This window comes from Yoonia sp. (assembly GCF_030731595.1).
In the GTDB taxonomy this organism is placed as follows: Bacteria; Pseudomonadota; Alphaproteobacteria; order Rhodobacterales; family Rhodobacteraceae; genus Yoonia.
Window position 1 is genome coordinate 120,380 of the sequence record NZ_JANQTS010000082.1, and the last position, 15,976, is coordinate 136,355.

The window sequence follows — 15,976 nt, forward strand, 5'->3', positions numbered from 1 at the left end:
GATCTGACTCCCGTTGTTATCCGTTTCTTTTATGTCGCAAGAAGCCACGCAACGATGGCCGTCCCGTTCGTTTGCACCGCAAGTGTGATCGCCAAGGCAATCACACCTGCAAGACAGAGAAGTATGGCGGTTTCCGCTGCAATCAAGCGCAGGATCATACCGCGACGCGCCCCGATCTTGAACGCCGTCTGCATCTCGCGCGCCCGCAGACGGTAGCTGAGAAACACCGCGAGACCCACGGCAGCCAGCGCCGCGCCACCCACGATCAAGGTGACGGCATCCAGCAGGGATTTGATGCGGAATATCCGGCCCACCAGTTCGCCGATCACATCGCGGGGCACGATGATCTGAACGGGATTTTCCGGATCAAGGTAGCGCCCGCGCAGGATTGTGGCAGCACGGTCGTCGTTGGGGACAAGCAGGATCGCCGATACCGGATAGTCTGCAGTGGCACCGTGAAAATGGAAACTGTCGATATTCTCTTCGGTGATCCGGTTGAATTCCACAATGGCGGCAGAGGCCACGATATCACCCGACGTAGCCCCCGCTGCCAGCACCCCGTCATGGCCATGACCGATCCCGGCAATCACCCAAGAGGTCTTGATATCCACAAAGACAGCCTCGTCATCAGGGGTGCCTGTCGGGGCAAGAACGCCCACGATATTCAGTTCCAGCGGATAGACCCCATCCAGATCAAAAAGGTTCTGTGGCGCAGAGATCACCGTATCGCCCGGCCCCAGCCCAAGGCGTTCGGCGGTGGCGGCCCCCAAAAGGGCCTCGCCCAGTAGTGCAATCTGGCGACCCTCTGATACCTCAAGCCCGCGAAATTCGAAATATTCAATCGACGTGCCGACGATGCGCGCGCCATTGGTTTCAAAGGCCGTGTTGAGCGGGATCGGCAGGCCCAGCCCTGTGTCCCAGATCACATCCGCATCCGCCATCGTCACCGGACTGGCGCGGTCGTCGGAAAAATAAAGGGCGTTCATCGCCAGATCAAGCTGGCTGCCGCGACGACCCAACACCAGCGGCGTCTGTTCTGCCCGCTCGGTCAGGGCGGTCTGCGACCCGTTGAGCAAGACCTGACTGATGATCGGCACAGACAGGATCAGGGCCGCAACCAGCACCAGCACGGCAGAGCGCGCCCAATGATAACGCAGGTAGGCAAGGGCAAGGAAAAGCGCGTTCATACTGCCCCCTCTTGCGCCTGTCGAAAGGTCGAAAAGTCGATCACACGGTCAAAGCGCGGCAGCAATTCGTGGTCATGGGTCACGGCCAGCAATGTGGCCCCCTGTTCAGCGGTGCGCGCAAAAAGCAGATCCAGAATGGCGGTCTTGTTGGCCGGATCAAGGTTGCCTGTCGCCTCGTCAGCCAGCACAAGGTCCGGCTGCATGACCAGTGCGCGGCACAGGGCAACGCGCTGTTGTTCGCCTTGGCTCAGGGCACCCGGACGGCGCTCCAGCTTGCCCTCCAACCCGCAAGAGGCGGCCAGCTGTGCGGCACGGGTGCGGGCGGCCGCGTCAATCTTGGCGCCCGCGGCAATGCGATACGGAAACAGGATGTTTTCGCGCGCACTCAGATAATCGAGCAGGGCGAAATCCTGAAAGACAAAGCCGATCTTGGCGGCCCGCAGCGCGCGGCGCGCGGCGTCATTCATCTGCGATACCGTCTGATCGCCAAGACGCACTGACCCGCTTTGCGGCACCGTGATCCCTGCGATCAGGTTCAACAGGGTCGTCTTGCCCGTCCCGCTTGGGCCGACGACGGCGACTTTCTCTCCCGGCTCCAGAACAAGGCTCGGGATCGTCAGCCGGAAATCGCCCCCCGGATAGGCAAAGGACAGGTTCTCGATTGTAATCATTCGGCTGCCACCAGCACGCCCGCATCGGTCCGGTCCACGTCTGTCAATTCGAAACGGGTCATGCGCCATGCGCCATCGACCGGGGCAATAGTCAGATTTGCCGCATAGGTGTTGCCTCGCACATGCAGGTGTGTCGCATGGCCCACGGTGCCGACCACGCGCCAGGTGACATTCATGTTAAAGGTCGTGCCCTCCTGACGCGACGAAAGTCCGGCCAGTTCCATGGCGTGCAATTCCTGATCCGCCTCGTCCAGCCCGCCGCCGACCATAGCACCGACCCGTTCCAGATAAAGCGTCTCCAGCGCCTCGTCGGCCGATACCTGCGCCAGACTATCGTAGATCTGCTCTTCCTCTGTCTCTGCAAAGGCGCGGTAGATCACGGCCAGCATCTCGGGCACGATCTGGAAAGAGGCATCGCGAAATTCTGTCGCCGATATCTCGCCGAATTCAAGTGCTGCAAAGGAACTGTCCACCTGTTCTGCAGGGCGCAATAGCAAAAAGAGCAACAGCACCATCCCTGCGACAGCAGCTCCACCTAATCCAAGCTTTTTGGCCACTGGCCCCCCTTGCTCTGTCTTGGCCGATGCGTCGCGTCATCGGCAGTAGACTAGTCGGAAACTACCCTTGATCGCACGGAGGTCAATGTCTGGGCGTGTCACATATCAGAGATTATCCGTGTGGCTTTGCCGCAATCAAAGGGATTTTGCTTATCGGACGACTTCGCGCGTTCAGGCAAATGCGCTTTTCGCACATGCGACGCGGCCGACAACGCTTGGTCCTCAACACATTGGGTCGGTTTTTCGCACAGCATGGCCATTTGGATTTACAAAAGACATATTTCCAAAGTATCTTTGCTGTCTGTAAGGGGGCACTCCATGAAATTGACCAGCTACACCAATTATGCGCTGCGCTCCTTGCAGCTTGCAGCACTCAAAGACCCCGAACTGGTCCGCGTGGATGACGTAGCCAAAATCCATAACCTCTCGCGCCCGCATATCATGAAAGTCGTGCATGAATTGGGGCGCGCGGGCTATCTGGAAACGGTGCGCGGACGCGGCGGTGGCTTTCGTCTGGCCCGCCCGCCGCAAGACATCGTTGTGGGCGACGTCGTGCGCATCACCGAAGGGCCGCTTGACCTTGTGGAGTGTTTCAACCCCGACAAGAACACCTGCCCGCTGATGGGCATCTGTGTGCTGTCGCGCAAGATGAAGGAGGCGACCGCCGCCTTTATGTCCGTGCTTGACGATCTGACCATCGCCGATATCGCCGCGAATCGCGGACAATTGATGGACCGGATCGCACCGCTCGAAATCCCCAGAAAAGAGACAGCACCCCAATGAGTGATACAAACGAATGGGTTGAACGCTTCCCCGGACTGTCGCGGCTGGAACCGCGGATCAAGGCACTGATCTTGTCACGCAGCACAGTGATTGACGTCCCGATCGGCACCACCATTTTCGGGCCGGGAAAGTCGCCCGAGAACATGCTCTTTCTCTTGGATGGGACCGTCAGGGTGCAGCAGGTGTCGGACACGGGCCACGAGATTGTACTTTACAGGATTCAAGCGGGGCAAAGCTGCGTGCTGACCACCGCCTGCCTTCTGGCATATGAGGATTATTCCGCCGAAGGCATCGCAGAAACCGCCGTACAGGCCGCCGCCATCCCGCGCGATGTTTTTGACGACCTCGTGGCGCAATCCAAATCGTTCCGCGACTTCGTCTTTGCGGCCTTTTCCAAACGTATCACCGACCTTTTTCTGATGATCGACGAGGTTGCTTTTCAAAAGATGGATGTGCGCCTTGCCGACAAGCTGATCAGCCTTGCCAATACCGAAAACGTCGTCTTGACTACACACCAGATGCTCTCGGTCGAACTGGGTACCGCGCGCGAGGTCATCTCGCGGCAGTTGCAGGAGTTCCAGAGGCGCGGATGGATCGCACAATCGCGCGGCAGCGTCAGCCTGCTTGATCGCACACAGCTTGAAAAGCTGGCGCATCATAACGCCTGAACGATTTCTTTTCGCTTTGTGACTATGTCACCAAAGGTGGCGGCACAAAGGGCTAAAGTAAATATATCTTTAGAAAGGAATCGATGAAATGACTACGAATGTTGGCACAATCGACCGCGTTTTCCGCCTTGTCCTGGGGATCGTCTTGCTGGCGGCCCCCTTCGTCAGCGGCATGGCGCTTTTTCAATCCGGCCCGGCGACGATCGTCTCTGTGATCGCAGGAATTGTGATGGTTGCGACGGCAGCCACGAAATTCTGCCCGCTTTACGCCCTCTTCGGAATCCGCACCTGCAAAATGTAATCAGCGTGCGCGCTACCCTGCCCCGCGCCACGTGGTCTTGACATAGGTCAGGATCACCGCCGCGCGAAAGGTGTAAGCCATACTTACAGATCGGGCATCTGCCCGCCCTATAAACGCGAGGAAATCCCATGACCTATCCTGTCAATATGTCCGTCAAACCAGAGGTTTCAGCCCATTTTGACGAAGCCACCAATACGATCAGCTATATTGTCAAAGACCCCAACAGCAACCATTGCGCCATCGTTGATAGCGTCATGGACATTGACTATGCGGCGGGCAGGATCACTTATGCCCACGCCGATGCGCTGATCGCGGAAATCCAAGAGCGGGGTCTGACCCTTGACTGGATCATCGAAACCCATGTCCATGCCGACCACCTGAGTGCCGCCCCCTACATCCAGCAAAAGCTGGGTGGCAAGATCGGTGTGGGCGACAAGATCATGGTCGTGCAGGAAACCTTTGGCAAAATCTTTAACGAAGGTACCGAATTCCAGCGCGATGGCTCGCAATTCGATGCGCTGTTCAAGGACGGCGACACCTATATGATCGGTACGATGCAGGCCTTTGCCATGTATACGCCCGGTCACACACCGGCCTGCATGGTCCATGTTGTCGGCGACGCCGCTTTTGCGGGTGATACGCTTTTCATGCCCGACGGCGGCTCTGCCCGTGCGGATTTCCCCGGCGGTGATGCAGGTGTCCTGTATGACAGCATCCAAAAGGTGCTTTCGCTGCCTGACGAAACCCGCCTGTTCATGTGCCACGACTATGGCCCCAACGGGCGTGCCATCGCATGGGAAACAACCGTGGCCGCACAGAAGACCGACAACATCCACGTGGGTGGCGGCAAGACCCGTGAAGAGTTCATCAAGTTCCGCACCGCACGCGATGCGCAACTCGATATGCCCAAACTGATCCTTCCATCCCTGCAAGTGAACATGCGCGCCGGTGCAGTCCCAAAAGACAAAGACGGCAACCCAATGTTGAAAGTACCGATCAACGCAATCTGATCCGGGAGAGAGAGATCATGGATATCAAAACACTTACCGCTGGCCTTTCGGTCAGCGAACAAGTCTTGGCTGACGACATGCAGGCCATCAAGGACGCGGGCTTTCGCGCGATCATCTGCAACCGTCCGGACGGCGAGGGTGCCGATCAGCCGACGTTCGAAGAACTGTCAAAAGCTGCCAAAAAGGTTGGTCTGGAAGCCACCTATCTGCCGATCGTTTCCGGTAAGGTGATGGACGAGGATGCAGCGGCATTTGACAAGGCGCTCACCGATTTGCCCGGTCCCGTGCTGGCCTTTTGCCGCACAGGCACACGGTCCGCGACCCTTTGGTCGCTGTCCCAAGCCAAGCAGCGCAGCGTGGCCGATATTCTGGCGGCAACCAAAGCCGCTGGCTATGATATGGGTGGCGTCGTGCGCCGCATCGTGAATGGCGGCAAGACGCCCACGGACACCGGCGACGCGAGCTACGAGATCGTGATTGTCGGCGCGGGTGCAGGCGGCATTGCCGCTGCTGCCAGCCTCAAGGCCCGCAAGCCTTCGCTCGAAATTGCGATCATCGACCCCGCCGATATCCACTATTACCAACCCGGCTGGACGATGGTTGGCGGCGGGATTTTTGAACCCGAAGAAACATCGCGCACGATGGGGTCTTTGATCCCCAAGGGCGTGCATTGGATCAAGTCCGCCGTCGCGGCCTTTGAGCCGCAAAACAATGCGGTCATCCTCGATGGCTGCCGCGTTGTGAAATATAAGCGCCTGATCGTCTGTCCCGGGATCAAGCTGGACTGGAACAAGGTCGAAGGTCTGGTGGACACGCTGGGCCAGAATGGTGTGACCTCGAATTACCGCTATGATCTGGCGCCCTACACTTGGGAATTGGTGAAGGGGATGAAAGAAGGCCGCGCCATCTTTACCCAGCCGCCGATGCCGATCAAATGTGCCGGCGCGCCGCAAAAGGCGATGTATCTGTCCGGGGATGCGTGGTTCCGGCGCGGTGTTCTCAAGAACATCGACATTCAGTTCAATAACGCCGGTGGCGTGCTCTTCGGGGTCAAGGACTATGTCCCTGCCCTGATGGAATACATCAAAAAATACGACGCGACGCTGAATTTCTTCCACAATCTTGTCGCCGTTGACGGACCTGCCAAAAAGGCTTGGTTCGATGTGGCCAAGCCCGACACCCCGGTTGAGCGGGTCGAGATGGACTTCGACATGATGCACGTCTGCCCGCCGCAGACCGCACCTGATTTCATCCGCGTCTCACCGCTGGCTGATGCGGCAGGCTGGATTGATGTCGATCAGGCCACGCTGCGCCACAAGACCTATGACAACATCTGGTCCTTGGGCGACGTGATGAATGCCCCCAACGCAAAGACAGCAGCGGCGGCACGCATTCAAGCGCCCGTTGTGGCCGAAAACATCATCGCCGACATGCGTGGTGGGTCGGCTGTGGCACAGTACAACGGCTATGGCTCCTGCCCGTTGACTGTCGAGCGCGGCAAGATCGTTTTGGCAGAGTTCGGCTATGGCGGGGCAATGCTGCCCAGCTTTCCCAAGGCCCTGATCGACGGCACCAAACCCAGCCGTGCCGCATGGTTCCTGAAGGAAAAGCTGCTGCCGCCGATCTATTGGCGCGGCATGCTCAAGGGGCATGAATGGATGGCAAAGCCTGAAAAGATCACCGTAAAGTAAATCAAGTCTGCGGCCCCTCGCCTATGCGAGCGGTCGCACCACATATCCGAGAATAAAATGAAAAATGCCCTGACGCGCTACCTGCCCATTTTGACTTGGGGGCGGGACTATAACCGCTCTACCCTGTCAAGCGACCTTGTCGCGGCCCTCATTGTGACGATCATGCTGATCCCGCAATCGCTGGCCTATGCGCTCTTGGCGGGTCTGCCGCCCGAGGCGGGGCTTTATGCCTCGATTGCCCCGATCATGCTTTACGCGATTTTCGGGACCAGTCGCGCCTTGGCGGTCGGGCCGGTGGCGGTTGTCTCGCTGATGACCGCCGCAGCGCTCAACAACATCGTCGAACAAGGCACGATGGGCTATGCGGTTGCAGCGTTGTCACTGGCGGGTTTGTCTGGTGTTATCTTGCTTGCCATGGGTCTGTTCCGTCTGGGTTTTGTGGCGAATTTCCTGTCACACCCCGTGATCGCGGGCTTCATCACGGCCTCGGGCGTGATTATCGCGGCCAGCCAGCTCAAGCATATTCTGGGGATCAATGCCGAAGGGCACAATCTTCTGGAACTGGTGATTTCGATTGTCGAACATATCTCTGAAACCAACTGGATCACAGCCATGATCGGCATCCTTGCCACCGGATTTCTGTTCTGGGTGCGTAAGGGGTTGAAGCCTTTGCTGAAAAAATTCGGCCTGTCCGATGGCCTGACCGGTGTTCTGGTCAAGACCGGCCCCGTGGCCGTCGTTGTGGCAACCACTCTTGCGGTCTGGAGTTTGGGCCTTGCCGACAGCGGCGTCAAAATCGTGGGCGAAGTCCCTCAAAGCCTGCCTCCGCTCACGCTCCCTTCCTTTTCGCCTGCATTGCTGGGCCAACTTCTGTTGCCCGCCTTCCTGATCTCGATCATCGGATTTGTGGAATCCATCTCGGTCGCGCAAACACTGGCCGCGAAAAAGCGCCAGCGCATCGACCCCGATCAGGAATTGATCGGGCTTGGCGCGGCCAATATCGGCGCATCCTTGACGGGCGGTTTTCCGGTCACCGGTGGTTTCTCGCGCTCAGTGGTCAACTTTGACGCCGGGGCCGAAACCCCCGCCGCAGGTGCCTTTACCGCTGTGGGCCTTGCAATAGCGGCCCTTGCACTCACACCGCTGATCTACTTCCTGCCAAAGGCGACCCTTGCGGCCACCATCATCGTCGCCGTGCTGAGCCTTGTGGATTTCTCGATACTCAAACGCAGCTGGGGCTATTCCAAGGCCGATTTCTCTGCCGTGCTTGCCACGATTGTTATTACCCTTGCCTTCGGTGTCGAAGCAGGTGTGTCCGCAGGTGTCGGCCTCTCGATCCTGCTGCATCTTTATAAGTCATCCAAACCGCATATCGCCGAAGTCGGCCAAGTGCCCGGGTCCGAGCATTTCCGCAACATCCTGCGCCATGACGTGATCACCGACCCCAGCATCGTGACGCTACGGGTGGATGAAAGCCTTTATTTCGCGAATGCCCGCTTTCTTGAGGACAAGATCCACAACCGTGTCGCCGGTGACAACAATATCCGGCACGTGATCCTGCAATGTTCGGCGATCAATGAAATCGACCTCAGCGCCCTGGAATCGCTTGAAGCGATCAACGAAAGGCTGCGGGAAATGGATGTGAAGCTGCACCTGTCCGAGGTCAAAGGCCCAGTCATGGACCGCTTGAAACGCGCGCATTTCCTGTCGGATTTGACAGGGCAAGTCTTTCTGTCACAGTTCGAGGCCACTCAGGCGCTGCGTCACACGCCCTAAGCCCCCAGCGGACGCAGCAGATCGCGGCTGATGATGTGGCGCTGGATTTCGCTGGTACCGTCCCAGATGCGTTCAACCCGCGCGTCGCGCCAGAAACGCTCGATCGGGAAATCGTCCATCAGGCCCATACCGCCATAGATTTGCAGGGTCGCATCGGTGACCCGCGCGAGCATTTCAGAGGCATAGAGCTTGGCCGAGGCGATCTCGCGATTGGCGGGCAGTCCTTGATCCAGTCGCCAGGCAGAAGCAAGCGTCAGCCAGTCGGCGGCGTCGATCTCGGTGATCATATCGGCGATCTGGAACCCGACGCCCTGAAACTTGCCAATCGGCTGGCCGAACTGTTCGCGTTGGGCGGCATAGGACAGCGCCATATCAAAGCAGCGCCGCGCGCGGCCCACCGCCATTGTCGCCACGGTGATCCGCGTGGCATAGAGCCATTCATTCATGACCGCAAAGCCGCCATCGACCTCACCCAAAACCTGCGCATCGGACAGGCGGCAATCGTCGAATTCCAGAATGCAGTTCTTGTAACCCCGATGGCTCACAGACTTATAACCATCCCGAATAGTGAAACCGGGCGTGCCGCGATCCACAAGGAAGGTCGTAATCCGCTTCTTTGGCCCGCGCGGGGTTTGATCCTCGCCCGTGGCCACAAAGACAATCACGAAATCCGCGTGATCCGCACCCGAGATAAAATGCTTGGTGCCATTCAGCACCCAATCGCCGCCATCGCGACGCGCCTGACATTTCATGCCCCGCACATCCGATCCCGCACCCGGTTCGGTCATTGCCAGCGCGTCCATCCGTTCCCCCCTGACGGCGGGAAATAGATAGCGTTCGCGCTGCTCGCCCGCGCAGGCCATCAGGATATTCTGCGGTCGCCCAAAGAAATGGGTGAGCGCCATGGACCCCCGCCCCAATTCGCGCTCGACCAGCGCAAACTCAAGATGGCTCAGGCCCGCGCCGCCCACATCTTCGGGAAAGTTACAGGCATAAAAACCCAGATCGATGGTCTTTTGCTTGATCGCTTGGGCCACGTCTTCGGGCACGATACCTGTCCGCTCGACCTCTGCTTCGTGCGGATAGATTTCGTTTTCCACAAAACTGCGCACGGTCGAGACGATCATCTCTTGTTCTTCGGTCAATCCAAACTGCAACTCATTTCTCCATATAAAGTACGGCGCGCCGCGACCTCTGCGATACCGAATCTGCCACAACACGCATCCGGCCTTCATGCTGGCAGCAACTTTGAACGGCGATTTGCGGTAACCGCAAGCATCATCATTGGTTTTGGTCGCCTGATCCGGCGCGTAGTGACGAACGGGTCTTGCATTTTGCAAAAGGCTCATGCACCCCCAAATGATGCGCCGGACACCCCAAAGGGATGGCCGCCAAGTTACAGGTAAGGAACGAGCACATGCAGGAATGGTGGCGCAGCGCGGTGATCTATCAGGTCTATCCACGGTCCTTTCAGGACAGTGACGGCGATGGTGTGGGCGATCTCAAAGGGATTACCAGCCGCCTAGATCATATTGCCGCGCTTGGCGCGGATTGCATCTGGCTGTCGCCGATTTTCGCCTCGCCGCAGGCGGATATGGGGTACGATGTTTCGGACTATATGGCCATTGATCCCTTGTTCGGTGATCTCGACGATTTCGACATGCTCATCAGGTCTGCCCATGATCGCGGTCTGAAAGTGATCGTCGATCAGGTGCTTTCGCACACATCCGCCAAACATGACTGGTTCAAGCAATCCCGTGCCAGCCGCGACAACGATAAAGCGGACTGGTACGTCTGGGCCGACCCGCTGCCGGACGGATCGCCGCCGACAAACTGGCATAGCCATTTCGGCGGCCCTGCCTGGGAATTCGATCCCCAGCGTGGACAGTATTATCTGCACCATTTCCTGACCTCGCAGCCCGACCTGAATTTCCACAATCCCGATGTGGTCGACGCTATTCTGGAGACCTGCAAATTCTGGCTTGATCGCGGTCTTGACGGGTTCCGGCTCGATACTGTGAATTATTATTTCCACGACAAGGAACTGCGCTCCAACCCGCCCGCGCAGACCAGACCGCAGGTCATGGCCACCGATCTTTACGGGATGCAGCACAATCTTTACAACAAGACCCGCCCCGAGAACCTTGGCTTTCTGGAACGCTTGCGCGCGCTGACCGAAAAATACGACGACATCATGATGGTCGGCGAAGTGGGCGAGATGGGGCACCGCTCGATCGAGATCATGGGCGAATATACCGCTGGAAATGACCGCCTGCACATGGCCTATAGCTTTGCGATGCTGGGGCCTGATTTCAGCGCTGAACATTTTCAGAACTGCATCCAGGGATTTCAGCGCGGCGCACCTGATGGCCACCCCTATTGGTCTTTCAGCAACCACGATGTCCCGCGCCAAGTGACCCGCTGGGCAGAACATGCCGTGTCAGAGGATGCAATGGCGCGGCTGGCCTGTGCGATGCTGATGTCCTTCGAAGGCACCATCGGCATCTATCAGGGCGAAGAACTGGGCCAGACTGAAACCGAACTGACATTCGAAGAACTCACCGACCCGCCGGCGATCCGGTTCTGGCCCGCCGTCAAGGGCCGCGATGGTTGCCGCACACCGATGGTCTGGGAAAAAGACGCGCCCAATGCGGGCTTTTCGACGGGCAAGCCCTGGCTGCCGGTCAAGGCCCCGCAAGCAGCCAAGGCTGTGGATCAGCAGGGCGAAGGCAGCATTCTGGCCTATTACAAGCATGTCATCGCGTTGCGGAAATCACACCCTGCCCTCACGCGCGGCAAGACGGTGTTCCTGCCGCTGCCCGAGCCCGTCCTTGGCTTTACCCGCACAGCGGATGAAGAGACGATGACCTGCGTCTTCAACCTCTCGCCCGATCCGCAGGTGATCAAAATCAAAGGCACGGCTTCGGTCGTCTTGTCCAATGCGGCGACCCTTGGCGCAGACAGGCTGACGCTGGATGGCAACGGCTTTGCCTACCTTTTACATGGCACAGGTTTTGCCGTGCTGAAGGGCTAGGTCAGACTCCGGGTGTTCCAGATGTCGGCCATGTAGCCTTTGATCGTGCGGTCCGACGAAAAGAAGCCCGACCCTGCGATATTGCGCAGCGCAAGCCTGTTCCAATGGTCGGGCTGCGCATAGGCGGCGTCAACCTCTGCTTGGCTTGCCAGATAGCTGTCGAAATCGGATGCCACCAGATAGGGATCATGGTTCCAAGTGGCATCCACCAGCCCAAGGTAGCGACCTTTGTCATCGGGGCTGAACCGCCCTTCAACCATCATTTGCAGAATGTCCTGTAGCGGCTGGCTGGCAAGGATCGCCTTGCGCGCGTGATCTTTGACCTGATAGCGCTTCTGCACCTCTTGCGCCGTCATCCCGAAGAGAAAGAAGTTCTCTGCGCCCACCTGTTCGCGGATTTCCACATTGGCCCCGTCCAGCGTGCCGATGGTCAGCGCCCCGTTCATGGTGAATTTCATATTACCGGTGCCTGACGCCTCTTTGCCAGCGGTCGATATTTGTTCGGACAGATCGGCCGCGGGGATCAGCCGCTGGGCCATCGAGACATTATAGTTAGCCGGATAGATAACCTTTAGCAGATCGCCCGTGACAGGATCATTGTTAATTGTTTGCGCCACATCATTGATAAAGTGGATAATTTCCTTGGCGACAAAATATCCCGGGGCTGCCTTGCCGCCAAAGATTTTGACGCGCGGGGTCCAGTTGCCTTGCGGATTGGCGCGGATCGCGTGCCAGCGGGCAATCGTTTCGAAGATATTCAAAAGCTGGCGCTTGTATTCATGCATCCGCTTGATCTGCACATCGAACATCGCATCAGGGTCAAGGGCGATCCCCAGATGATCGGCGGCCCAATTGGACAGGGCGACCTTGTTTTCCCGCTTGGCCGCGCCAATGGCATCGCGCACTGACGCGTCTTCTTGGTGGGCCGCAAGCTCTGAAAGCCGGTCAAGATCAGCCTCCCATCCTGCACCGATCGTCCGGGTCAGGACAGTGGACAAAGCAGGGTTCGCCATGCGCAGCCAGCGGCGCGGTGTCACCCCGTTTGTCTGGTTCACGATCCGGCCCGGATAAAGGCCGTTGAGACCGGCAAAAACCGTTTCTTTCATCAGGTCCGTATGCAAAGCCGAGACCCCGTTCACATGCGACGCCATCACAAAGGCCAGCGTCCCCATATGCACCTGGTCATCCTTGACGATGGCAAGGTCTGGCTTGCATTTCGTGGCAGCCTGATGGTCACGGTCGATATGTTCGATGATCTGCATATGGCGGGGCAAAACGCGCCCCATCAACCATGTGGACCATGCCTCCAGCGCTTCGGGCAAGAGCGTGTGGTTGGTATAGTTCAGACAGCCCGCCGCGATGCGCTTGGCACTCTCCCAGTCCTGCGCATGTTCGTCCATCAAAAGCCGGATCAGTTCCGGACCTGCCAGAGCGGGGTGTGTGTCGTTCATCTGGATTGCCACCTTTTCGGGCAGCAAGGCCAGATCATCATACTCGCTCAGGAACCGGCGCAGGATGTCCTGCAAGGCAGCGGAAGTGAGGAAAAACTCCTGCTTGAGTCGCAGTTCCTTGCCGCTGTCTGTGGCGTCACCGGGATAAAGGACACGGGACAGCATCCGCGCCAAGGCCTCTGGCGTGGCGGCAGCGGTGTGATCGCCGGAATTGAACCGGTCCAGGTCAAAAAGGTTCGTCGGATGCGCGCCCCAAAGCCGCAAGGTATTGGCCCATTTGCCCTGCCAGCCGACCACGGGCATGTCATAGGCGCGGGCAAAGACTGTTTCGGACGGGTGCCAGACGGGTTTGCCCTCAACCAGTTCGACAGTGCCCTTGAACGGAATGGTATAACGGGCCTCGGGCCGTTCGAATTCCCAAGGATGCGGCTGGTTCAGCCAGTCTTCGGGGTGTTCGACCTGCCGGCCACTTTCGAATTCCTGCCGGAACAGCCCGTGTTCATAGCGGATGCCATAGCCATAGGCAGGGCAAGCCAGCGTCGACATGCTTTCCAGAAAACAGGCGGCCAAGCGGCCCAAACCGCCGTTGCCCAGTGCTGCATCCGGTTCATCCTCGATCACATCGGACAATGCGATGCCTTCGTCAGCCAGCACATCCTGCACGATCTCGCGCAGACCAAGGTTGACCATCGCATCTTCAAGCAGGCGACCGATCAGGAATTCCATCGACAGATAATAGACGCGCTTGCCCTGTGCGGCATAGGTCTTGCGGGTCGCGGCAAACCACGGCTCGATGATGACATCGCGGACGCTATAGCTGACGGCCATGCGCCAGTCATAGGTGCTGGCGTGTGACTTATCCTTGCCCATCGTATAGGTCAGGTGATGCAGGATGCGCTGGCGCAACGCCTCTGCGGACAGATCGGTCATCGCGTTCATCAAAAATCCCTTGTCTCGTTTAGGTCAGCCAAACGCGCCCGTAAGGCGGCAGGGCAAAAGTATCGTCTGTCAATTCTACCGGCCTATCTGACAACGCATCGTGAAAATGCGCAACGCCCTGATCGCGGAGCCACTGACCAGCCAGATTTTGCCAGTCTTCGGTGAAATTGAAAAGGCACAGAAGGATGCCTGCGGGTGCAATGCGTTGAAACGCGAAGATCGCGGGGTTCTGCGCATCGCGCACGCGGCAGGCATAGCCGCCGTGCAATTGATAGGTCGCTTTGCGGCGCGCATAGATGTGGCGGGTGCCTGCAAAAACACGCCCCTGAGGCGAAGCGGGGTTTTCCTGAGCCGCCGCAACACGGTCCCAATCCATAAAGGGCCGATGGGTCCATCTGCTGTCATGGGCAAAGTCCGGTACGGATAGGTAGCTGTCATCATTGGTCAGCGCGATCTCGTCGCCCATGTAGATCAGCGGGACGCCCCCGTAGGAGGCGATCAAGGCATTCCCAAGCAAGATACGCTGCACGGCCAGATCGACTTGCACAGGGTCGGTGTCTTCCAGCGCGCGCTCCAACCCTGCAAGGGACGCAAAGGTGCCGGATATGCGTTTGTCGCCTGTGGCCGCGTTTTCCTGAAACAGCGCACCGCGCGCAAAGGTCCCGTCAAACGTGCCCTCGTAGAAATCCGACAGGTAGGCGCGATGCGCACCACCTGAAAAGCCCAGCGCGCCCGCATCCTCATCGGTGATGGCCCAGCCGATATCATCGTGGCAGCGGATATAGGTGGCATAGGTGGCATTGGTCAGGTTTTCGGGGAAATGCGTGCGCAAGACATGGGTCATGAGCTGCGTATTTCGGGTGGCAAGCGCACTCCAATACTGGACCATCAGATTGTTATGATAGGCAAGATTGCCCTCGCGCCCGTCATGTTCACCGCGCCCGAAATAGGTCAGCATCTCGGCAGGGCCGACAATCGCCTCTTCCAGATGCAGGACACTGGCGGCGCAAATGCGCGTGACCGCGCGCAGGGCGCGCAGGATCACATGGACCTCGGGCTCTGACTGGCAGCGCGTGCCCATGCGTTTCCACATGAACGCCACAGCATCCAGCCGCAAGACATTGACCCCGCGGTTGGCCAGAAACAGCATGATTTTCGCGATTTCCAGAAACACCCGTGGGTTGGACCAGTTCAGATCCCACTGATGTTCGTTGAAGGTTGTCCAGACCCATTTGTCGATATCATCGTAATGGGTAAAACTGCCCGGGGCATTGTCAGGGAAAATCTCGATCAGGGTTTTTTCATAGGCCTTTGGCGTGCTGTCATCGTCAAAGAACCAGTACATATCCTGATACGCCTGGTCGCCCTTGCGCGCCTTGACTGCCCATTCATGTTCTTTGGCGGTATGGTTGAGCACCATGTCCACACAAAGCGAGATCTTGCGCCGGCGCAGGGCCTTTGCGAGCGCCGAGAGGTCTTTCATGGACCCAAGTGCGGGGTTGATCCGGCGGTAATCCATCACCGAATACCCGCCGTCACTGTCACCGGGGCGCGGTTTCAGACAGGGCATCAGGTGAACGTAATTAACCCCAAGGCTTTCAAGATAATCCAGCTTGTCATGAACGCCCTGAAGATCACCAGCAAAACGATCAATGTAGAAAACATAGCCCAGCATATCGGGTCGCTGAAACCAGTCCGGTTCCAGATCGCGTTCAAGATCGAGGTTCTTGAGGTCTGCCGAGCGCGCTTTCCATGCGCGGCGCATCTCGTCCAGCAGGTCGTTGCGCATTGCCTGATAGTCGGGATGCGCCCCGTAAAGCTGTTCCAGCATAGGCCAGAGATCATCGGCGCTCCGCTTGAGCCTTAGATCGAATATGTCTTTTATTTCTGTCATTTATCTGTCGTAAT

General features: G+C 58.2%; 13 protein-coding genes. 7 read left to right on the forward strand and 6 right to left on the reverse strand.

Annotation, left to right across the window (positions count from 1 at the left end; genetic code table 11):
• Positions 1–29 precede the first annotated feature (29 nt).
• From NWQ23_RS09490 to NWQ23_RS09500, 3 genes are read right to left on the reverse strand one after another with little or no spacing between them, the layout of a single operon-like run.
• Positions 30–1,187: an ABC transporter permease gene (locus tag NWQ23_RS09490; protein ID WP_306166053.1), complete on the reverse strand. Its 1,158-nt coding sequence runs from the start codon at positions 1,185–1,187 to the stop codon at positions 30–32.
• Positions 1,184–1,858 (reverse strand): ABC transporter ATP-binding protein, encoded by a 675-nt coding sequence (locus NWQ23_RS09495; RefSeq protein WP_306166054.1) that lies wholly within the window; start codon positions 1,856–1,858, stop codon positions 1,184–1,186. The genes NWQ23_RS09490 and NWQ23_RS09495 overlap by 4 nt, the downstream gene beginning before the upstream one ends.
• Positions 1,855–2,415, reverse strand: coding sequence for a hypothetical protein (locus NWQ23_RS09500; RefSeq protein ID WP_306166055.1), 561 nt, complete (start codon positions 2,413–2,415; stop codon positions 1,855–1,857). The genes NWQ23_RS09495 and NWQ23_RS09500 overlap by 4 nt, the downstream gene beginning before the upstream one ends.
• Positions 2,416–2,733: 318 nt before the next feature.
• Between NWQ23_RS09500 and NWQ23_RS09505 the strand changes: the two genes are divergently transcribed.
• The 6 genes from NWQ23_RS09505 (at position 2,734) to NWQ23_RS09530 (ending at position 8,644) form a co-directional block, all read left to right on the forward strand.
• A complete protein-coding gene (locus NWQ23_RS09505) occupies positions 2,734–3,198 on the forward strand; it encodes an Rrf2 family transcriptional regulator (RefSeq protein ID WP_306166056.1) in 465 nt (154 codons plus the stop codon).
• Positions 3,195–3,866, forward strand: coding sequence for a Crp/Fnr family transcriptional regulator (locus NWQ23_RS09510; RefSeq protein ID WP_306166057.1), 672 nt, complete (start codon positions 3,195–3,197; stop codon positions 3,864–3,866). The genes NWQ23_RS09505 and NWQ23_RS09510 overlap by 4 nt, the downstream gene beginning before the upstream one ends.
• An 88-nt stretch (positions 3,867–3,954) precedes the next feature.
• A complete protein-coding gene (locus NWQ23_RS09515) occupies positions 3,955–4,167 on the forward strand; it encodes a DUF2892 domain-containing protein (protein ID WP_306166058.1) in 213 nt (70 codons plus the stop codon).
• A 128-nt stretch (positions 4,168–4,295) separates the two neighbouring features.
• Positions 4,296–5,177, forward strand: a complete 882-nt coding sequence (locus NWQ23_RS09520; RefSeq protein ID WP_306166059.1) for an MBL fold metallo-hydrolase — start codon at positions 4,296–4,298, stop codon at positions 5,175–5,177.
• Positions 5,178–5,194: 17 nt separating this feature from the next.
• Positions 5,195–6,868: a bifunctional protein tyrosine phosphatase family protein/NAD(P)/FAD-dependent oxidoreductase gene (locus NWQ23_RS09525; protein ID WP_306166060.1), complete on the forward strand. Its 1,674-nt coding sequence runs from the start codon at positions 5,195–5,197 to the stop codon at positions 6,866–6,868.
• A gap of 57 nt (positions 6,869–6,925) precedes the next feature.
• Positions 6,926–8,644 carry a SulP family inorganic anion transporter gene (locus NWQ23_RS09530; protein WP_306166061.1) on the forward strand — a complete coding sequence of 573 codons (1,719 nt, stop codon included), beginning with the start codon at positions 6,926–6,928 and terminating at the stop codon, positions 8,642–8,644.
• On the opposite strand, the gene NWQ23_RS09535 is transcribed toward NWQ23_RS09530, so the two are convergent.
• Positions 8,641–9,801, reverse strand: a complete 1,161-nt coding sequence (locus tag NWQ23_RS09535; RefSeq protein WP_306166062.1) for an acyl-CoA dehydrogenase family protein — start codon at positions 9,799–9,801, stop codon at positions 8,641–8,643. The two genes, NWQ23_RS09530 and NWQ23_RS09535, sit on opposite strands and share 4 nt — an antisense overlap.
• A 260-nt stretch (positions 9,802–10,061) precedes the next feature.
• Here NWQ23_RS09535 and NWQ23_RS09540 point away from each other — a divergent pair, with 260 nt between their 5' ends.
• The gene (locus tag NWQ23_RS09540) at positions 10,062–11,678 is read left to right on the forward strand and encodes an alpha-glucosidase (RefSeq protein ID WP_306166063.1); all 1,617 of its coding nucleotides are present in this window, start codon (positions 10,062–10,064) and stop codon (positions 11,676–11,678) included.
• Here the strand turns inward: NWQ23_RS09540 and NWQ23_RS09545 are convergent.
• Positions 11,675–14,068 carry a glycogen/starch/alpha-glucan phosphorylase gene (locus tag NWQ23_RS09545; protein WP_306166064.1) on the reverse strand — a complete coding sequence of 798 codons (2,394 nt, stop codon included), beginning with the start codon at positions 14,066–14,068 and terminating at the stop codon, positions 11,675–11,677. The two genes, NWQ23_RS09540 and NWQ23_RS09545, sit on opposite strands and share 4 nt — an antisense overlap.
• Positions 14,069–14,087: 19 nt before the next feature.
• Positions 14,088–15,962, reverse strand: coding sequence for an amylosucrase (locus NWQ23_RS09550; protein WP_306166065.1), 1,875 nt, complete (start codon positions 15,960–15,962; stop codon positions 14,088–14,090).
• Between the last annotated feature and the right edge of the window lie 14 nt (positions 15,963–15,976).